18 protein-coding genes are annotated in these 18,285 nt (G+C 65.0%); 4 read left to right on the forward strand and 14 right to left on the reverse strand.

All coding sequences use genetic code 11. The features are described from left to right. Entirely contained in the window at nt 1-864 is an 864-nt protein-coding gene (locus tag Q8O35_RS04755) for a bifunctional 2-polyprenyl-6-hydroxyphenol methylase/3-demethylubiquinol 3-O-methyltransferase UbiG (RefSeq protein ID WP_305571173.1), read from the forward strand. A gap of 3 nt (nt 865-867) precedes the next feature. Here Q8O35_RS04755 and Q8O35_RS04760 read toward each other — a convergent pair whose 3' ends face one another. From Q8O35_RS04760 to Q8O35_RS04825, 14 genes are all read right to left on the reverse strand, one after another. Beyond that, a complete protein-coding gene (locus Q8O35_RS04760) occupies nt 868-1,299 on the reverse strand; it encodes a DUF4079 domain-containing protein (RefSeq protein ID WP_305571175.1) in 432 nt (143 codons plus the stop codon). Nucleotides 1,300-1,329: 30 nt separating this feature from the next. Further along, nucleotides 1,330-2,193 (reverse strand): UbiA family prenyltransferase, encoded by an 864-nt coding sequence (locus Q8O35_RS04765; protein WP_305571177.1) that lies wholly within the window; start codon nt 2,191-2,193, stop codon nt 1,330-1,332. Further along, nucleotides 2,193-3,461 carry a cytochrome c oxidase subunit II gene (gene coxB, locus Q8O35_RS04770; protein WP_305571179.1) on the reverse strand — a complete coding sequence of 423 codons (1,269 nt, stop codon included), beginning with the start codon at nt 3,459-3,461 and terminating at the stop codon, nt 2,193-2,195. The genes Q8O35_RS04765 and coxB overlap by 1 nt, the downstream gene beginning before the upstream one ends. Nucleotides 3,462-3,470: 9 nt before the next feature. Beyond that, nucleotides 3,471-3,794, reverse strand: coding sequence for a cytochrome C oxidase subunit IV family protein (locus Q8O35_RS04775; RefSeq protein ID WP_305571182.1), 324 nt, complete (start codon nt 3,792-3,794; stop codon nt 3,471-3,473). A 14-nt stretch (nt 3,795-3,808) separates the two neighbouring features. Then, a complete protein-coding gene (locus Q8O35_RS04780; protein ID WP_305571184.1) occupies nt 3,809-4,429 on the reverse strand; it encodes a cytochrome c oxidase subunit 3 family protein in 621 nt (206 codons plus the stop codon). After that, nucleotides 4,422-6,041 carry a cytochrome c oxidase subunit I gene (gene ctaD / locus Q8O35_RS04785; RefSeq protein WP_305571186.1) on the reverse strand — a complete coding sequence of 540 codons (1,620 nt, stop codon included), beginning with the start codon at nt 6,039-6,041 and terminating at the stop codon, nt 4,422-4,424. The genes Q8O35_RS04780 and ctaD overlap by 8 nt, the downstream gene beginning before the upstream one ends. A 64-nt stretch (nt 6,042-6,105) precedes the next feature. Next, nucleotides 6,106-7,002 (reverse strand): SCO family protein, encoded by an 897-nt coding sequence (locus tag Q8O35_RS04790; protein ID WP_305571188.1) that lies wholly within the window; start codon nt 7,000-7,002, stop codon nt 6,106-6,108. A gap of 3 nt (nt 7,003-7,005) precedes the next feature. Further along, nucleotides 7,006-7,314, reverse strand: coding sequence for a c-type cytochrome (locus Q8O35_RS04795; RefSeq protein ID WP_305571190.1), 309 nt, complete (start codon nt 7,312-7,314; stop codon nt 7,006-7,008). A 56-nt stretch (nt 7,315-7,370) separates the two neighbouring features. Continuing rightward, the gene (locus Q8O35_RS04800; RefSeq protein WP_305571192.1) at nt 7,371-7,673 is read right to left on the reverse strand and encodes a c-type cytochrome; all 303 of its coding nucleotides are present in this window, start codon (nt 7,671-7,673) and stop codon (nt 7,371-7,373) included. A 126-nt stretch (nt 7,674-7,799) separates the two neighbouring features. Next, entirely contained in the window at nt 7,800-8,411 is a 612-nt protein-coding gene (wrbA, locus tag Q8O35_RS04805; RefSeq protein WP_305571194.1) for an NAD(P)H:quinone oxidoreductase, read from the reverse strand. An 86-nt stretch (nt 8,412-8,497) separates the two neighbouring features. Next, nucleotides 8,498-9,535: an HD domain-containing phosphohydrolase gene (locus tag Q8O35_RS04810; RefSeq protein WP_305571196.1), complete on the reverse strand. Its 1,038-nt coding sequence runs from the start codon at nt 9,533-9,535 to the stop codon at nt 8,498-8,500. 11 nt (nt 9,536-9,546) lie between these two features. After that, nucleotides 9,547-10,698, reverse strand: coding sequence for an HD domain-containing phosphohydrolase (locus Q8O35_RS04815; RefSeq protein ID WP_305571198.1), 1,152 nt, complete (start codon nt 10,696-10,698; stop codon nt 9,547-9,549). Further along, complete coding sequence (locus Q8O35_RS04820; protein ID WP_305571200.1) at nt 10,695-11,906, reverse strand: response regulator; 1,212 nt, start codon at nt 11,904-11,906, stop codon at nt 10,695-10,697. Before Q8O35_RS04820 ends, Q8O35_RS04815 begins: the two co-directional genes overlap by 4 nt. 6 nt (nt 11,907-11,912) lie before the next feature. Continuing rightward, nucleotides 11,913-16,097 carry a PAS domain S-box protein gene (locus tag Q8O35_RS04825; RefSeq protein WP_305571202.1) on the reverse strand — a complete coding sequence of 1,395 codons (4,185 nt, stop codon included), beginning with the start codon at nt 16,095-16,097 and terminating at the stop codon, nt 11,913-11,915. A gap of 190 nt (nt 16,098-16,287) precedes the next feature. Here Q8O35_RS04825 and Q8O35_RS04830 point away from each other — a divergent pair, with 190 nt between their 5' ends. From Q8O35_RS04830 to Q8O35_RS04840, 3 genes are all read left to right on the forward strand, one after another. Further along, nucleotides 16,288-16,650 (forward strand): helix-turn-helix transcriptional regulator, encoded by a 363-nt coding sequence (locus Q8O35_RS04830; RefSeq protein WP_305571205.1) that lies wholly within the window; start codon nt 16,288-16,290, stop codon nt 16,648-16,650. Next, nucleotides 16,647-17,096 (forward strand): arsenate reductase ArsC, encoded by a 450-nt coding sequence (locus tag Q8O35_RS04835; protein ID WP_305571207.1) that lies wholly within the window; start codon nt 16,647-16,649, stop codon nt 17,094-17,096. The genes Q8O35_RS04830 and Q8O35_RS04835 overlap by 4 nt, the downstream gene beginning before the upstream one ends. Nucleotides 17,097-17,329: 233 nt before the next feature. Then, on the forward strand, nt 17,330-18,283 hold the full coding sequence (locus Q8O35_RS04840) for a permease (RefSeq protein WP_305571237.1): 954 nt from the start codon (nt 17,330-17,332) through the stop codon (nt 18,281-18,283). Nucleotides 18,284-18,285: the final 2 nt, after the last annotated feature.

An 18,285-nucleotide genomic window follows, 5' to 3' on the forward strand; every position in this document is an offset into this window, starting at 1 on the left:
ATGCACTACAGCGCCCACAAGATAATCTCCGGCAGCACCTTCCGGCGCAACGTATACAATATGGTCCCGCAGGGGGCAGCGCGCATCCTGGACATCGGCTGCGGCAACGGTGCGCTTTTGCTGCGCCTGAAGCGCGACAAGGGCTGCACTGAGCTGTACGGGGTGGAGATGAACCCCGCAGAGACCCAGGCTGCCGCCCCGGAGCTGGACGGGCTTTGGCATGTGGACATCGAGCGCGACGACGCCGTGTTCCGCGAAAAGCAGGGCTTCTTTGACTACATCCTCATGCACGACGTGGCGGAGCACCTGTACGATCCCTGGTTCACGCTCCAGAAGATCCGCTCCCTGGGCTCGGAGAACTGCGTCTTCATCATCGCCACGCCGAACCTGCACCACTGGCGGCTGCAGCACGAGATCATGTCCGGCAAGTTTCCATACGGGCACGGGTTGTGGCACTCGGGCCACCTGCGCTGGTATACCCCGGCAAGCCTGGTGGAGCTTCTGGTCATAGCCGGGCTGCGCCTGGACGGCCTGTTTCTGGAGATTCCCGACCAGGTGCCGCAGGAGAGCCTGACGCCTGCGGGCGAGGTGCGGCGCGTGGAGTTTCCGCCACGGGAGTTCCAGGCCGCCTTCGACCCGGAGCGTATCTATGCCGTGGAATATCCGAAGAGCGTCGCGAGCTATATGCCCGTGTTCTACGCGCACAAGATGATCGCCTACTGCACGCGCGGGCCCCTGCTCATGGACCCGCAGCCCATGACCTACAACTGCCCCGCCCTCGACAGCCTGCGCAAGGCTCTGGATCTGCCTTTCGACATCTACACCCCCCCGCCCATGCACGCCCTGACCGGGCCCTGGTGCTGAGCCTTAGCCCATCACCATGTCGCGCAGGACGATTATGCCGGTGTAAAGCTGGCACAGGGCCAGGGCCACCAGCAGGGCGTTGGCTATGCCGTGGGCTAGCGGGAGGGTCTTGCGCCGCGCCTTGACCTTGTCCATGACATAGCCCGAACCCAGCCCGAAGCCGATGAGCGGAAGCATGAACAGGGCCGTCAGGAAGTGCAGCTCGGTGACGCCGAGGATCTGCCAGGCGTCCCAGGCTACTCCCAGGCCTATGACGAAGGCCAGAAGCCAGACGACCATGACGAAGACGCCGACGGCCACATGGCGCTTCCACTGGAAGACGATGCCCTTGTGCCCCAGGCTGAGAAACCGGAAGCGCGTCCAGCCCAGGTACAGCACGTAGAGTGAGACGAGTACGGCCAGGGTCTGCAGCACGGGGTGGATCCACATGATCATGGTCGAAGGCTCCTTTTGCGGTGAGGGGGATCAGGCCGCCAGGCCCAGGATGTCCAGGGCGTCGGCGGCCAGGAAGCACAGGAACAGCAGCAGCGACGCGTTGACCAGGGCGAAGCCCAGGCGTTCGCGCGCCATGAGGGGCCAGGCCCCCAGGCTCAAGGCTGCGGCCAGAGCGGCCACAAGGCCTTGCCACACGGGCTGGGCCACCAGGCCGAAGGCCGGAATCAGCAGCATCAGCGCTCCGTAGCCCACCAGCCACAGGGCCAGCGTTCCGCCTGCGCGGCTTTGGGCCACGCCGTGCTGGGGCACGTGGAAGCCTGCGGCCTCGTATTCGGCCCGGTGCATGCGCGCAAAGAGCCAGAAGTGCGGCACCTGCCAGGCGTAGAATACTCCGGCCAGGAGCAGCGCGTTTGGACCCAGCGGGGAGGCTCCGGCTGCGGCGAAGCCCACCAGGGGCGGAAAAGCCCCGGCTAGCCCGCCCACCAGCATGGCGAGAGACGTGCGCTTTTTCAGCGGCGTATACAGGCCGTTGTAGACCAGGAAGGTGAGGGGCGCGAAGAGCGCAGCGGCCAGGCCACCGGTGGAGGCGGCCAGCGCCAGTGCCGAGAGCGCCAGACAAACCAGCGCCAGTGCCCAGGCTGCTTTGACGGTCATGCGGCCCGCAGGCAGGGGGCGGTTTTTGGTGCGCTTCATGCGGGCGTCCTCGGCGCGCTCCTGCACCTGGTTCAGGGCGGATGCGCCGCAGGACAGCAGAAAGGCCCCGGCGGCCGCAGCCATGAGGCCCGAGCCCGGACCTCGCCCGGCGGCGAGGAAACCCGCCCCTGCTCCGGCTGCGGCCAAAAGCCCGATGCGCGGCCGCACAAGGGCCAGCACGTCTCTCAAGGGCGTGGACATCACTTGTGCTGTTCTCCGTGGGCGTTTGCTGGCGTCATGTCATGCCCCTTCATGTCGTGCCCCTTGGGCGTGGTTGCAGTTCCCAGGGACTCCAGAAACTTCAGCAGGGCCGAAAGGTCTGCATCGGCGAGGCCGGTTGTCGCGGGCATGATCGAGGGCTTGCCGATGCGCCCGGACGGGTCCTTGAGCACAGACTCGACGTAGGTTCGGTCAACCACGGCGCCATCGGTTGCGGAGCCCTTCTTGCGGAACATGCCCTTGAAGGTCGGCCCGGCGATGTCGCTGCCGTCCGTGGAGTGGCAGCCCAGGCAGCCCTGGGCCTCGGCCACGGCGCGGCCCGCTTCCGGCCCGTCGGCGGCGCTGTCGCCGCGCTCCAGGAAGTCCAGCATCAGCGTCAGTTCGTCGGCGGTGATCTGGTCCGCATAGGCGGGCATCATGGGCTCAAAGCCCTTCACCACGCCCTGTCGCGGCCCCATAATAATCATTTTGAGGCTGGCGGCGTCGTATTTGAGTTTCTTTTCCTTCTTGTCTGCGGTGACGAGCACCGCTTCGCGGCCCCACACGTCCTTGAGGCTGGGGCCAATGGCCGCGCTTCCGTCCAGGCTGTGGCAGCCCAGGCAGCCCTTGGCGTCCAGCAGGGCCTTGCCCGGGTGTTTTGAGCCTGTACCCTTTTCAGCCAGGAAGCGGTCAAAGTCTTCCTGGCTCACGGCGCGTATGGCCGTGATCATCTTGGCGTGCGACAGGCCGCAGTAAACCGAGCAGAACACCACGAACTCGCCGGGCTTGTCGGCCCGGAACCAGCCATAGGTGGTCATGCCGGGCACGGTGTCGATCTTGAGGCGGAAGGCCGGGGCGAAGAAGCCGTGCAGCACGTCGGTGGACGAGAGCGCCAGCTTCACCGGCTTGCCCACGGGCACCACCAGGGTGCCGCTGTGTTTGCCGTTCTCGTACTCGAAATCCCAGGACCACATGCGGGCCATGACCTTGATCTCCATGGCGCCTTCCGGGGCGTCGCGCAGGGCGCGGTAGCTGTGCCAGCCGGAGTAGAACATGCCCATGACCAGGATGCTGGGCACCACGATCCAGATGACCTCGGCCAGCAGGTTGCCGGTGTAGGTTGCCGGGATGGGGTTTCGTTTGCGGCTGTAGCGGAAGACGAACCAGATCATGGCGGCGGTGATGCCGAGCAGCAGCACTGCCGAGATGCCGAAAATCAGCATGAAGGTGTTGTCCACCGCCTGGACCACGTTGACGAGCTTTGGTTCCATGGCCTGCCCCTAATACCTGTAGCCCACGTCGACGAACGTGAGTCCGATGGCGATGGCCAGGATGACGAAGGCCGTGAGCACCATGCCTTTGATGATCCAGTTCTCGTACTTGAGGTGCATGAAGAAGAAGATGACCAGCGAGGCCTTGAGGCTGGCCACGCCCAGGGCCACGATGACGTTCATGTACCCCAGGTCCACCTTGGCCACGGCCACGGTCGCTACGGTAAGGAGCATCAGCCCCACCCAGATGAGGGTGAGGAATCGGTAGCCAAGGGGCGCGTGCTCGTGGTCGTGCCCGTGGCCTTCAAGCTGCGTTGTCTGCGTTTGTGTCATGTGCGCCCCCGCCGTTAGGAGATGAGGTAGAACAGGGGGAACAGGTAGATCCACACCAGGTCCACGATGTGCCAGTAAAGCCCTGCGTTTTCGAGCACCACGTAGTCCTGGCCCGTGACCTTGCCCTGCTTGATGAGCAGCATGACCCACAGCAGCACCGATGCGCCGATGACGACGTGGATGCCGTGCAGGCCGGTCATGGCGAAATAAAGCCCGTAGAAGATGCTCTGGCCCTGGGGCAGCTGGCCCATGTGCTCCGAGCCGGGGATGAGCCCGTGGTGGAACTTGGCGCTCCACTCGATGACCTTGTTGACCATGAACGCCCCTGCGCAGGCTACGGTGAAGGCCAGCAGGGTTTGACAGAATACGACCGCTCCGCGCCGAAGCGCCGTGATGGACAGCGCCACCGTGAGGCTCGAGGTGATGAGCACCACGGTGTTCAGGCCTCCAAGGAACACGTCGAGCGTCTTGCCGCCCTCGTGGAAGGCCTGGGGGAATTTGGCCCGGTAGGTGGCGTAGAGCAGGAACAGCCCGCCGAAGAGCAGGATCTCGGTGAACAGGAACAGCCACATGCCCATTTTCGAGGCGTGGTAGTCCTTGTGGGCCACAGGTGCGGAGGCGCTTAATTCAGCCATCGGGGTTCACCCCCTTGTAGTCGTAGGGCTCCGGGGCCTCCGGGTCGTGGTGAAAGGCCTCGTGCGGCAGGGGGGAGGGCAGGGTCCACTCAAGGGTCGCGCCGCCCCAGGGGTTCTTGGTGGCCTGGGGGCCAAAACGGCAGCCCTGGTACAGATTGTAGAACATCAGAATGAGCCCGGCGGCCAGGAACCAGGAGCCCCAGGTGGAGACCATCTGCATGGGCGCGTACTGCGGCAGGTAGTCGTAGTAGCGCCGTGGCAGGCCCTGCATGCCCATGATGAACATGGGGAAATATAAAACGTTCATGCCGATGAGGATGAGCCAGAAGCTCCAGGCGGCGCGGCCATGGTCGTACATGCGGCCAAAAACCTTGGGCGCCCAGTAGTGCATGGCCGCGAACATGCCAAGGCCCGTGCCGCCGAAGATGACGTAGTGGAAGTGCGCCACCACGAAGTAGGTGTCGTGCACGTGGATGTCGGTCCCCGCGCTGCCGAGCACCAGCCCGGTGAGGCCGCCGATGGAGAACATGAAGATGAAGCCGAGGGAGAACAGGAGCGGCGGGTCCAGGCTGATGGAGCCCTGGTACATGGTGGACAGCCAGTTGAAGACCTTGATGGCCGAGGGGATGGCCACCACGAAGGTCAGGAACGAGAACACCAGCACTGCGGTGTCGCTCATGCCGCTGGTGAACATGTGGTGCGCCCACACAAGCGAGCCTGCAAAGGCGATGGCCAGGCTGGAGAAGGCTATCATGTTGTAGCCGAAGATGGGCTTGCGCGAGAACACCGGGATGATCTCCGAGATGACGCCCATGGCCGGCAGGATCATGATGTACACCGCCGGGTGGGAGTAGATCCAGAACAGGTGCTGGTACAGAAGCGGGTCGCCGCCCTTGCCGGGGTCGAAGAGCCCGAGCAGCAGCACGCGCTCGGCGAAGATCAGAAGCGCGGTGATGCCGAGGATCGGCGTGGCCAGCACCTGGATCCAGCCCGTGGCGTAGAGCGACCAGACGAAGAGCGGCAGCTTGCGCCAGGTCATGCCCGGCGCGCGCAGCCGGTGCACGGTGGTGATGAAGTTCAGGCCCGTCAAGATGCTTGAGAAGCCCAGGATGAACACCGCGATGACCGCCACGGAGACGTTGGTGGTGGTGCGCTCGCTGAAGGGCACGTAAAAGGTCCAGCCCGTGTCCGGCGCGCCGTTGCCGGTGAAGATGCTGACCACGGCCAGCACCGCGCCGATGACATAGAGCCACCAGGAGAAGTTGTTCAGGCGCGGGAAGCTCACGTCGTTGGCCCCGATGTGCAGGGGCAGGAAGATGTTGCCGAAGCTGGCCGGAACGCTGGGGATCACCACCAGAAAGATCATGATGACCCCGTGCAGGGTGAACATGGCATTGTACTGCTGGGCCGTGAGCAGCGTGCTGCCCGGCGTCATGAGCTTCAGCTTGATGATGAGGCCGAGCACGGTGGCCGTGGCGAACATGGTGAGGATCAGACCCAAATACAGCAGGCCGATGCGCTTGTGGTCGGTGGAGAAAATCCAGGCCGCCAGGCCGCCCTTGCCCTGCGGAGCATAGAAGGCCTTGGCCTGCGGGTCGTCTGTGTGGTCCATGTATGCCTCTGTTCGCTCGGTGGCGTTCGCCTATTGTTGTGTCTGCATGAACTGCCGGGCCGGGCTACGCTTGCGGCCCCTTCTTGTCCGCGCCGCGCTTCTTGCCGCCAAAGGCCAGAAAGAGCCCGAAGATGCCGAGGGCGGCGAGCACGCCCGCACCAGCCACCTTCACGAAGTCGAACACGTACCTGCGGCCTGCGGGGTCGTAGGTATAGCACATGGCGATGGCCCGCTTCACCGAAAAGCCGGTCTTCTCGGCCCCGGCCTCGGTGGTGGCCAGGGCGATGTCGAAGGCCAGGGGCCGGATGCCGTAAAGGTAGCGGGAAATCTTGCCCGTGGGCGTGAGCACGATGAGCGCGACGGAGTGCTGGAACGCGTCGCCCGCGCGCTGGTAGCCAAAGCCCACGGAATCCATGAGCCTGCGCACGTTCTGCTCGTCTCCGGTGAAAAAGCGCCAGGCCAGGGGCGGAAAGCCCGCCGCGCCCGCGTTGAAGAAGTCGCCCTTGCGTTTGGTGGCCGTGGCCGGGGTGTCGCGGTCGTCGAAGGAGACGGCCAGCACCTGGTAGTCCACGCCGGGCTTGAGCCCCACCTGGGGCAGCACCGTGGCCAGGGTTCCCAGCAACACGTTGCACTCGTTCGGACAGGAGTAATACACCGGGGCCAGAATGGTGGGCTTGTCCACCAATTGGGACAGGCGCAGGCGCTGGCCGCCCTCGTCCAGCAGCTCCACGTCCAGATCCGCGTGCTGGCCCAGGCGCTCCGTTACTCCCGCTGCCGGGTTGACGGGCAGCGGCGGCTTGGGGGACGGGCCTTTTTTGACTGCCGCTTCGGGCGCGGCTGGGTGCGAATCATGTGATTGTTGTGCGGCGGCGGGCTCGCCTGTGGCGTTGGCCGCGCCTGCGCTCCCGGGGCAGGCCAGGAGCAGCAGGGCGGCCAGAGTCCATGCGGCGGTTCGGCGCATGGTTTACAACGTGCCCACGTAGGCGGCCACGGCCTTGATGTCCTCGTCGGACATCTGGGCGGCCAGGTTCTCCATGGTGGCCTTTTTGGAGCCGCCATAGGTTTTGGCCTTGTAGCCTTTCATGGCCGCTACCAAGGCTTCGGCCTTCAGGCCCTTCACCGGCTTGCTCATGAGGGACTTGGAGCCGTCGGCCCCGTGGCAGCTTTGGCATTTCGCAGCGTAGACGGCTTGGCCGTCGTCTGCCAGGGCCGTTGCGGCCAGGGCCAGGGTCATGGCCAGCGCCAGAGCCGGAATGCTGGCGATGCGTTTCATGCGCGCCTCCTGTTCGGTTGTGCGGCCAAGAGCCGCCAATCCCCCCGGGCTATGGGCTAGAACTTGCTCACATAGGCGGCCAGGGCCTTGATGTCGTCCGCGGAAAGGGCTGCGCTCTGTCCTTCCATGACGGCCTTCTTGGCGCCGCCGAACTTCTTGGCCTTGTAACCTTCCAGAGCCGTGGTCACGGTGGCGGCGCTCATGCCCTTCAGGGCCTTGCTCTGGGCGGTCTTGGCGCCGTCGGCTCCGTGGCAGCCCGCGCATTTGGCGTACAGGGCTTTCCCGTCCGCAGCCAGGGCGGTGGAAACGGCGAAGCCAAGGGTCAGGGAAAGGGCCAGTGCGATGCTCAGTTTCTTCATGAGGTTCCCCCAGAGTGTTTGTGTGGTAGTCGTCCCACGATTTCGTCAGCCTGGGCCGACGGAAACGGTGGATGGATTCAGTTTTCCTATGGCACGCTTTCGTGCTGTTGTCAGCGATAATCGTGTCTAGGCCGCAAGCTTCTTGGCGATTTCCGCCAGGTGGCGCGCCTGGAAGCGCACGCCGTCCAGATCGCGCTCGCTGGGCTGGCGCGAGCCGTCGCCCCCGGCGATGGTGCTGGCCCCGTAGGGCGAGCCGCCGACGATCTCGTCCACGCCCATCTGGCCGATGAACGAGTAGGGCAGTCCCACGATGACCATGCCCTGGTGCATCAGGGTGGGGATGAAGGTGAGGATGGTGGACTCCTGGCCGCCGTGCTGCGTGCCGGAGCTGGTGAACACCCCGGCTGGCTTGCCGATGAGCGCGCCCTTGGCCCACAGGCCGCCGGTGGAGTCGAGGAACTGGCGCATCTGGCCCGTCATGTTGCCGAAGCGCGTGGGCGTTCCGAAGAGCACGCCACCTGCTGCGGCCAGCACCTCCGGCGTAGCCAGGGGCACGTCGGCCTGGGCCTTGGAGGCCTCCAGCGCGCCCATTTTCGCCAGCACCTCGTCGGGCAGGGTCTCGGGCACGCGGTACAGGGTTGCCGTGACGCCGGGCACCTTGTTGGCGGCTTCAAGGGCGGCCTGGGCCATTGTGCGGATGTGTCCATACATGGAGTAGTAGACGATGGCGATATTCATGGCGTCTCCATTTGTTGTGTTGGTGGGAACCATTATCGACAAGTAACCTATTTCACTCCAATGTCCAGCATTGCCTCAAAGATTGTTCAGGGCTCGATGAGCGCACCCTCGAGCCTGTAGCCGCGTTCGCGGAACAGCATCAGGCACACGTTGGCCGCGCGCTCGTCGTAGAGTCTGCCACGGTTCTTTTCGATTTCAGCCAGAGCGGCGGTGATGCCCAGGCTGGGCCGGTAGGGACGGTGGGAGCACATGGCGTCAACCACATCGGCCACGGCCAGAATGCGCGCGCCCTGCGTGATGAACCGGCCATTGAGCCCCTGCGGATAGCCTGAGCCGTCCATGCGTTCGTGGTGCTGGCGGATGATGACTGCCACCGGCCAGTCCTGGTCCAGGTGCTTCAGGATGTCGTAGCCCACCTCCGGGTGCATCTGGATGACGGAGAGCTCCTCCGCCCGCAGAATGCCGGGGCGGTTCAGGAAGTCCGCAGGCACGTAGACCTTGCCGATGTCGTGCAGGAGCCCGGCGATGCGCAGGGTGTCCAGTTCGTCTGCGGAGAGGCCCATTTCCCGGCCCATGGCCAGGGCCAGGGCGGTGACGCGCTGCTGGTGCCCGGCCAGGTACGCGTCGCGCGCCTCCACCAGGGTGGAGAACCCGCGCACGATGCCTTCGAGCAGCACCTTGCAGTGCTTGAGGGCGAAGAGTTCGCGCTGGTCGCGCAGCAGTTGGGCGTGGCGGCAGGCGTCCGACAGGGTCAGGCGCAGAAGGTCAGGCGGGCAGGGCTTGGTGAGGAAGCGGTACACGTAGCCCTTGTTGGAGGCGTCCATGGCGGCCTGCATGTCCGCGTGTCCGGTAAGCAGGATGCGCACCGTGTCCGGATGCGTGCGCGAGACGCGGGACAACAGCTCGATGCCGTCCATTCCGGGCATCTTGAGGTCGCTTACGATGACCGTGAACGGCCCGCATGTGTCCATGACGTCCAGGGCCTCCTGGCCGTCCTCGGCGGAAAAGATGTCAAATTCGTCCTTCAGCATGCGCCGAAAGGAATCAAGCAGGTTCTGGTCGTCGTCCACAAGCAGCACGCGGTATTTGGCGGTCTCCGCGATCCGGAAATCCTGGTCGGGCACGTCTTGTTCTCCTAGGGCAGGGGCTGCAGCACAGCCACCGGCTGGTTTATTTTTATGCTCCGCGAATTGTCGATGAGGTACTCGATGACGGTCTCATTCATCTCGCGGCCCTTGGCGATGAGCAGTAAGGTCTCCGTGCCGCGCACTCCATACAGGTCCTCGGCCATGATCATGCCGGGCGTGAGGCCAAGCAAGTGCACCTTCTGCATGACGTAGCGGGCATGTTCGGTGAGCACCTTGGCCAGGGCTGCCAGCACGGCCGGGTCGTATACGCCCTTGCGACGGTCCAGCTTGGTTATGGCGTCGCCCTTGGGCATGCCGTTGGCCAGCAGGATGTCGAAGTCCACCACCGCTTTGAGGATGCGCGCGCCCAGGGGGATCTGCTCGCCTTTCACATCGTCCTTGGGCACGCCTCCGCCTTCGAAGTGCTTTTCCTGGTAGCCCACGATGGCCGCCACGCGGTCCATGCGCGGAATCTTGGTCACCAGGCGCGCCCCAAAGGCCGGGTGGCCTAAGAACTGCTTCTCCTCGGCGTCGGTAAGGGGCTTGCCCTTCTCCACTTTGTTGATGAGCGAGTCGGGCAGGGTGATGAACCCCACCACTGAGAGCATGGCCGCTGTCTCGGTTTCCCAGGGGCGCGGGTCGCCCACGCCTTTGCTCACCCCGCGCAAGTACGGCAAAATACGCGACACCCGCCCGAACACCTCCGGCTTCACCAGGGAAATGAGATCGCAGAGCACGGACACGCTGCCGGTGAGGGTCTTCTCCAGCAGTTCGCGCTCGGCGGTGACGAGGTCGAAGTGCCGGAAGGCGTCGTCCAGCACCTTCTCTATGGTGTCCGGCGGGCAGGGCTTGGTGAGCAGTCTGAAGATGCTGCCCTCGTTCACGGCCTGGATGGCGATGTCCAGGTCGGCATGGCCGGTCAAAAGCACGCGCACCGTGTCCGGGCTGCCGTGGCGGATGACGCGCAGCATGTCCACCCCGTTCATGCCGGGCATGCTGTAGTCGCTGATGACCACGGCAAAGGGACCCTGGCGCGCCGCAGCCTCTATTCCGGCCTTGGCGCCCTCGGCTGTGACCAGCTCGGCCTTTTTGCGCAACTGGCGCTTGAAGCTCTCCAGCAAGTTCACGTCGTCGTCGACGAAAAGCACTTTTCGGTTCATTTGCCTTCCGCTCCCAGGCCCATGACCAGCACGGCCTGGCGCCATTCGGCGTAGCGTTCCGGCCCGCCGATGGCGTCCAGCCGTTCCGGCGTGGGCGTGGCCTTGGCGTAGTGTTCGTTGAATACGAAAATGTCATGGTCCAGCAGGTTGGCGAAGTGGACGATGTCTGCGGCGTCCAGGCCGTCTTCCTGCGGAGCTGGGTCATGGTGGCGCGCCACGGCCTGCACCACCTGCGGAGGCAGTCCCCAAAGGCCCAGAAGGTATGCGCCCACCTCAGCGTGGGTCATGCCGAGCTGCTCGGCCTCCACCTCGGCCACGCGGCGGTTGTTGGCCCGGACCTCGTCATAGATGCGCACGCACTCTTCTGCGCAGTGGGTCTCCAGAAGCAGCTTGCCCATGTCGTGCAGCAGCCCGGCGATGTAGGCGTGGTCGGCTTCCTCCCCGGACAGGCCCTCGTGATGGGCGATGGTGCGGGCCATGGCCCCGGTGCGCATGCTGTGGCTCCAGAGCATGGGCAGGGAGAATGACGCCCGGCCGATGTGCTGGAAGCTGCTGAACACGTGCATGGACAGGATCACCGAACGGATGACGTTGACCCCGAGCACGATGACCGCCTGCTGCGGCGCGGCGATGTGCCGCGGCAGGCCGAAATACGAGGAGTTCACCAGCTTCAGGATGTTGGCGCTCATGCCCATGTCGCGGGCCACGATGTCGCCGATGTCCTTGGGCGAAGGATCGCCTCTGGCGAGCTCCGCAGTGATGCGGGTGTAAATGTCCGGCAGCACGGGCAGGTGCTCCACCCGGGCGATCTTGTCCAGCACGCTTTTGTTGGGCACCAGGTCGCGCGCGCCCATGGCCAGCTCCAGGGCGCTCACCAGTTGCTTTTCGTCGCAGGGTTTAGTGAGGTACTGGTGGGTGGGGGCGATGCTCTGCCCCACCATCTCCTGGTCCGAGTAGCCGGACAGGGCGAAGCGGATGGTGCCTGGGTGTTCCTTCATGACCAGCCGCAGCAGCTGCGGGCCGTCCATGCCGGGCATGCGCATGTCCGAGACGATGGCGTCGACATGCTGTTTCGACATGAGCTCCAGGGCCTCTGCCCCGGAATTGGCGAAGAGCATGTCCCATTTGTCGCGCATGGGCCGCAGCATGCGTTTGAGTCCCTGGAGGATGTTCGGCTCGTCGTCCACAAAGAGAATTGTGCGCTTCATGCTGGCTCAAACCTCTTTTTGTTCCAGGGGCAGGCGCACCACGAAGGTGGTGCCCGCGCCCTGTTCGGTCTCGAAGAACAATTGGCCCTTGTGCTTCTCCATCACGATGCTGCGCGAGATGGTGAGGCCCTGGCCCGTGCCGCGCCCCACTTCCTTTGTGGTGAAGAAGGGATCGAAAATTTTTGTCTGCACCGCAGCGGGAATTCCCGTGCCCGTGTCGGCCACGCGGATCTCGGCCCAGGGCGGGGCGAAGCGCGTGGACAGGGTGATGCGCCCCTCGCGGCTGGGGTCGGTTTTCTTGGCGTCGGCTATGGCGTGGGCGGCGTTGATGATGAGGTTCAGCACCACCTGGTTGATCTCGCCGCTCATGCACGTCACCAGCGGCAGCGCGGGGTCCAGGTTCAGGTCCAGCTCGGAGACGTACTTCCATTCGTTGCGCGACACCGTGGCCGTGCTTTTCATTGATTCGTTCAGGTCGGACGGGGCCATGATCGCCGCGCCGGGGTGGGCGAACTGCTTCACCGAGCGCACGATGGTGCTGATGCGCTCCACCCCTTCCAGGGTCTGGTTGAGGGCCCCTGGCACTTCCTCCGCCAGGTAGTTGATGTCGCGCTCCACCATGAGTTTTTCCAGGGCATCGATGTCGGCCATGCCGGGGCAGGCGGTCTTGGCTCCGTTGATGAGTTCGCGAACGGCGTGGATGATGACGAAGATGTCATCAAAAGCGCCCTTTATGAACTGGGTGTTGTTGCCCACGTATTGGGCCGGGGTGTTAATCTCGTGGGCTATGCCCGCGGCCAGCTGGCCGATGGCCTCCAGCTTCTGTGAGTGCATAAGCTGGGACTCCAAACCCTTGCGCTCGGTGGTGTCGGTGATGACGGCGAAGAAGCCTGCGGCCTTGCCTTCCTCGTCGGCGGAAATCGAAGGGGAGACCAGTGAGTAGATATGTCGCCCGGTCGCGTGCTTCCAGAGAATTTCCTCGGCCCCGGTGCGATGATGATCCGGCTGGCCCCCGGGGTGGCTGGAGATGAGCATCTCGGCCATGCGCCTCTGGCTGCCCTCTTCCACGAATTCGGTTACGGGCCGGCCTGTGATCACGGCCTTGCTTCGGCCAAGCATTTCGCAGAGGCGGTCGTTGGCGTAGGTGATGACCCCGCCGGGCTTGGCCATGAGCAGCCCCTCGTGCATGCTCTCCACCAGGGAGCGGTAGCGGGCCTCGTTCCTGCGCATGCGGGCCTCGGCGCGGATGCGGTCGCTGATGTCGGTAATCAGGCCGATGGAGCCTGCGTGCAGGCCGTCCGGCCCGATCAGGGGGCTGGCGTTGACCAGGGTCCAGATGCGCTGGCCGTTTTTGTGCCGGAAGCGCAGCTCGTACTGGTCGGAGAGCCCCTGGCGGCGGCGCTTGATCTTCTGCAGAACCAGGCTGCGGTCCTCCGGGTCCAGGATGTCGAAGAACGGGCGGCCCAGGAGGTCTTGCAGCTCGTAGCCGAAAAGCGTGCCTGCGCGCGGGTTGGCGTAGGTGACGGCGGCCTTGGTGTCGAGCATGATGATGGCTTCTTGCGCGGTTTCCACGATGATGCGGAAGCGTTCCTCGCTTTCTCGCAGCTCGTTGATGGCTTGCATGCGCTCGGTGATGTCGCGATGGGATACCACCGCCCCGGTCATGCCCTTGGCCAGGGGCGTTGCCTGCATGACGAACCAGCGCTGCTTTCCGGTCACCGTGCCTGGATACTCGGTGCGGAAGAATGGCGCCTTGCCCGAAAGCACGGCCTGGATGCCAGCCAGGGCTGCTGCTGCGTGCGTATTGTCCTGCGCGGCGCGGCAGGCTTCGAGGTAGTTGTCGCCCAGGCGAAGTCGCACGCCGCTGCACAGGGGGGTGCTTTCCGGGCCGGTGGCCGCCCAGGATCTGTTGACCATGGTCAGCACGCCGTGGCGGTCCAGCACGCACAGGTTGGCGGGCAGGGCGTCCAGAATGGCGCGCGACAGGCTTTCGCTGCGGCGCAGCGCCGTCGCGGCGCCTAGCCGCTCAATGACGGTGGACAAAAGCAGGGTAACCTGGCCCAGCACGCGGGAGTCGGTCAGACGCGCGGTGTCGCGCGGGGCGGCTGAGGCTATGATCAGCATGCCCAGCAGCCGATCGTTCACCAGCATGGGCACTGCGGCCAGGCAGGATATGCCAGCGCCGGACAACAATTCTTTTTCTTTGTGTCCGGCCGGGGGCATGTGGGCCGCATCGCGGATGAACACGCGCTCCCCGGCGAGGATGCGCTCCGTGAGCCAGGGCGCCTTGCGCGGGCCCAGACGGCGCAGGCTCCGGGGCAGAGCGTCGTCGGTCAGGGTGCGCGTCTGATGGGTCAGGGTGAAGGTCCGCGTCCGGGCGTGGAACAGGAACACCCCGCCCAGGCGCATGTCCAGAAAACGGCAGAGGTCGGCGAGGCATTCCTCTATGGCCAGGGCCATTTCCTTGTCGCCGGAGTTGATGAGCCGGCCAGAAATAGCTGATACCAGCGCCTCGGTCTCTAGTCTGTGCTCGATCTCGGCCTGATTTTTCTGGCGGCTGGCAGTGTTGCGGGCGCTGGTGATGAGCGCGGGCTGGCCCTGGAATTCCTGGGCCTGGCAAAGGAACTCTGCCGGGATGGTGAAACCGTCGCGCCGCACGAGGGTGGCCTGGAACAGCTCCGGCGCGCCGGTCAGAGCATTTGCGAGGTGGCTGGCCCCGGCCTTTTGGTCGGCCTCGGCCATGTTTTCCAGCAGGTTCGCACCGGAAAGACTTTCGGTGGAGAGGTTGAGCCAGATGCCCGCGTTCTTGTTGGCGTCGAGGATGCGGCCCTGCCCGTCGTGAATGAAGATGGCGTCGGCCGCGTTGTTGAAGAACTCCCGGAACTGCCGCTCGGACTTGCTGAGCATCGCCAGGGAGATCCGCGTGTCGAGCACATGCTCCAATTGCCGGGCGATGGCCGAGAGCATGGCCTCGTCGTCGGGCTGGAACGGATGGGCCGCATGGGGGCTGCACAGATGCACGGCCCCGCGCTCATGGCCCAAGACGTTCAGGGGCTGCGCCAAGGAGTGGGAGCAGGTTGCGCCGGGGGCGGCGGCGCTGAAGTAGTCCTGGCCGTCGAAGCTGATGCGCGCGGTCATGCCGTCGGGCGCGTCCCAGCACAAGGGAAGGATGTCGGCGGCGCCTTGCAGCAGTTCCGCGTCGCCGTCCTGGTTGCGGCTCAGCACTTCGGCCAAGCGGTTCAGGCCTGCGGCTTCGCGCAGTTGGCCGCGCAGCTCCGAGGCGATGCGCGCCTGGGTTTCGGAGGCGTCGCGCAGGGCGGTGACGTCCTGGATGATAACCGCAATGCCCTCGAAAGCTCCGCTGGCGCTGAAGAGCGGGAACACGCGGGTGTCGAGGAAGGCCAGCTTCTCGCCCTCGGCCAGGCGTTCAAGCCCGATGGGTTCGGCGTGGTCGGCGGAAAGGCTGCTGCGCAGGCGTTCCAGGGCCGGGGCAACCCAGGGCAGCAGTGCCGCCAGATCTTTGGACACGAAAGTCTCGGAGCTGGGGCAGACTTCGCCGCCATCCGGTCCCGGCTCGCCGCCGAGGGTCTCGCTCAGCCAACGGCAGGCGGTCTGGTTCAGGTCGGTGATGCGGCCTTCGGGGTCGGACAAGATCACTGCGTTGGGCAGGGCCTGGAACACTGCGGCCAGATGGCGCTTTTCGCTCAGGGTGCACTGGTTCTGCTGGCGCAGAGCAGCCTGTTCGGCGGAATTGTCGTCGGCGTTCCAATCAACGCTCACGGCGGTGGCGAGCCTGTCGAAGAATCGCGAGGCGAAGCGCAGGCTGTCGCGCCGGAGCTGGTCCGCAAGCATGCTTTGCTCCACCAGGTCTAGATAAGACTGGCGATACTGGGACATGAGCCCCAGAAACTCGCCCAAGCTTATCCCTTGTGCCTGTTGGCGCCGGGCTTCCGCAACCGCAAAGGCTTCCAGGAGGCTTTCGCCAAAGCGATCGTCCGGTCCCATCTCCACTGCGGCAAGGCCGCGGCCAAGGGCTTCCTGCAGCGCTTCTGAAAGTCCGCGGATGAAGAGGCGGCAGGCCTCTTCGCTGATGGACGCATGCGCGGTGTATCCACGCTCTGTGGCGTAGGCCAGCGCGCGGCCTGCAAGCCAGTCCTCGCTCTGGCGCAGGAGTAGTGCGAATTCATGCATGAAGTCTCCTTGGACAGCCGAGCCCCAAAGCTATTGGTCCAATGATAATTGCATACCCCATGTCGCACATTTTCCCCTCCGGGGCAACGTGTTGGCGTGTGGATCCAAACGCTTCGACAAAGTTGCTCGCGCGTCATTGACACCTGCGACACATAGCCATATTGTAATGTCTCGAAGCGAGGAGGACGGCATGGACGAATTGCTGCGGGTCATGAAGGCCCTTTCCGACCCTGGCCGGGTCACCATACTGAAGCTCTTGGGAAGCCGGGAGCTCTGCGCCTGCGAGATCATCCGGGCGCTCAAGCTGGCGCAGCCCACCATATCCCGGCACATGAAGATCCTGTCTGACGCTGGTCTGGTGACCGGGCGCAAGGTCGGCTCCTGGGTGCATTACCGCGTGGTCGAGAACCCGGCCTCGCCCTATGCGCGCACCCTGCTGGCCGCTCTCTCCGGCTGGCTGGAGGACGATCCTGCGCTTCTGGCCCTGCGCGAGAACATGAACAAGGCCGCGCCTTGCGGCAAGCCTGTCATCGAAAAGGAGCTGCGGCCATGAGCAGGACCAGGGTGCTTTTCGTTTGCGGACAGAACTCCGCCCGCAGCCAGATGGCCGAGGCCCTGCTTGACCACCTGGCGGGCGACCGGTACGAGGCCCACAGCGCAGGCATCGAGCCGGCGCCCATCAATCCGCTGGCCGTGGCCGTCATGGCCGAGCGCGGCATCGATATTTCCGGCAAGCGCACCAAGCTGGTGGCCGAGGCCGTGGCCGAACTGGCCGGGCGCGGGGAACAGTTCGAGGTGGTCGTCACCGTGTGCAGCAAGGCCGCTGGCCTGTGCCCCTTTGTGCCTGGCGTGGCCGTCACCGAGCGCTGGAGCTTCGATGACCCCGGCACGGTTGCGGGAACGCCGCAGGAGCAGTTGGCCAAGGTGCGCGCCGTGCGCGATGACATTGAAACCACGCTGCGCGCCTGGGTTGCCCATAGGGCGCAGAGGGACGGATAATGAAGGAATTGAAGCCGCTGGGCTCCCTTGATGCTGACAAGCCCTGCTCCTGCCAGCCCAAGACCGTGCGAGAGGCCCGCGAGATGCTGCGCGCCCAGCGCGAGAAGAATCGCCAAGCCCAGGCCGAAGCCCGCGCCCAGCGCGTGGCCGAGGTGCTTGCCCCGCCTTCCAGCCTGCCGGGCAAGCTGGGCCTCACCTTTGCCGCGCTCGTCATCTGGTGGAACCTGTACCAGATGCTGCCGGGCATCGCCCGTTTCGCCACGCAGAACCTCCTGGGCCTGGATCTGACCAGCCACCTGGGCGCCAGCGTGGAGTTCTTTCTTTACGACACGCCCAAGGTGCTGCTGCTGCTGGCCTTGGTGGTGTTCGGCGTGGGCGTGCTGCGCAGCTTCTTTACCCCGGAGCGCACCCGCCGCCTGCTGGCGGGCAAAAGCGAGGCTTTCGGCAACGTGCTGGCCGCGCTGCTCGGCATTGTCACGCCCTTCTGCTCGTGTTCCGCCGTGCCGCTGTTCATCGGATTCCTGGGGGCCGGGGTGCCCCTTGGCGTCACCTTCTCCTTTCTTATCTCCGCTCCCATGGTCAACGAGATTGCCGTGGTGCTGCTTTACAGCCTGCTGGGCTGGAAGGTGGCGGCCATCTACATGGGCACAGGGCTGGCCGTGGCCATGGTCTGCGGCTTTGTCATCGGGCGGCTCAAGCTTGAGCGCCACGTTGAGGACTGGGTGCTGGCCGTGCGGGCCGGCGGCGGAGAGACCGACCAGCCGGAGCTGACCTGGGCCGAGCGCTTGGACGCCGGGGCCGTTGCCGCCCGCGACATTCTGGGCAAGGTCTGGCCCTGGGTGGTGGCGGGCATCGCCGTGGGCGCAGGCATCCATGGCTATGTGCCCGAGGGTTTCCTGGCGTCCATCATGGGCCGCGAGGCCTGGTGGAGCGTGCCTGCTGCGGTGGTCATCGGCATTCCCATGTACTCCAACGCGGCGGGCATCGTGCCCGTGGTCCACGCGCTGCTGGAAAAGGGCGCGGCGCTGGGCACTGTGCTGGCCTTCATGATGGCCGTCATCGCGCTTTCGCTGCCGGAGATGGTCATATTGCGCAAGGTGCTCAAGCCCAAGCTGCTGGCGGTCTTCGTGGGCGTGGTCGGCCTGGGCATTTTGCTGGTGGGTTTTTTGTTCAACGCAATTATGTAGGC

Origin of the sequence: Humidesulfovibrio sp. (assembly GCF_030689645.1) — a bacterium.
Classification (GTDB): Bacteria; Desulfobacterota; Desulfovibrionia; order Desulfovibrionales; family Desulfovibrionaceae; genus Humidesulfovibrio.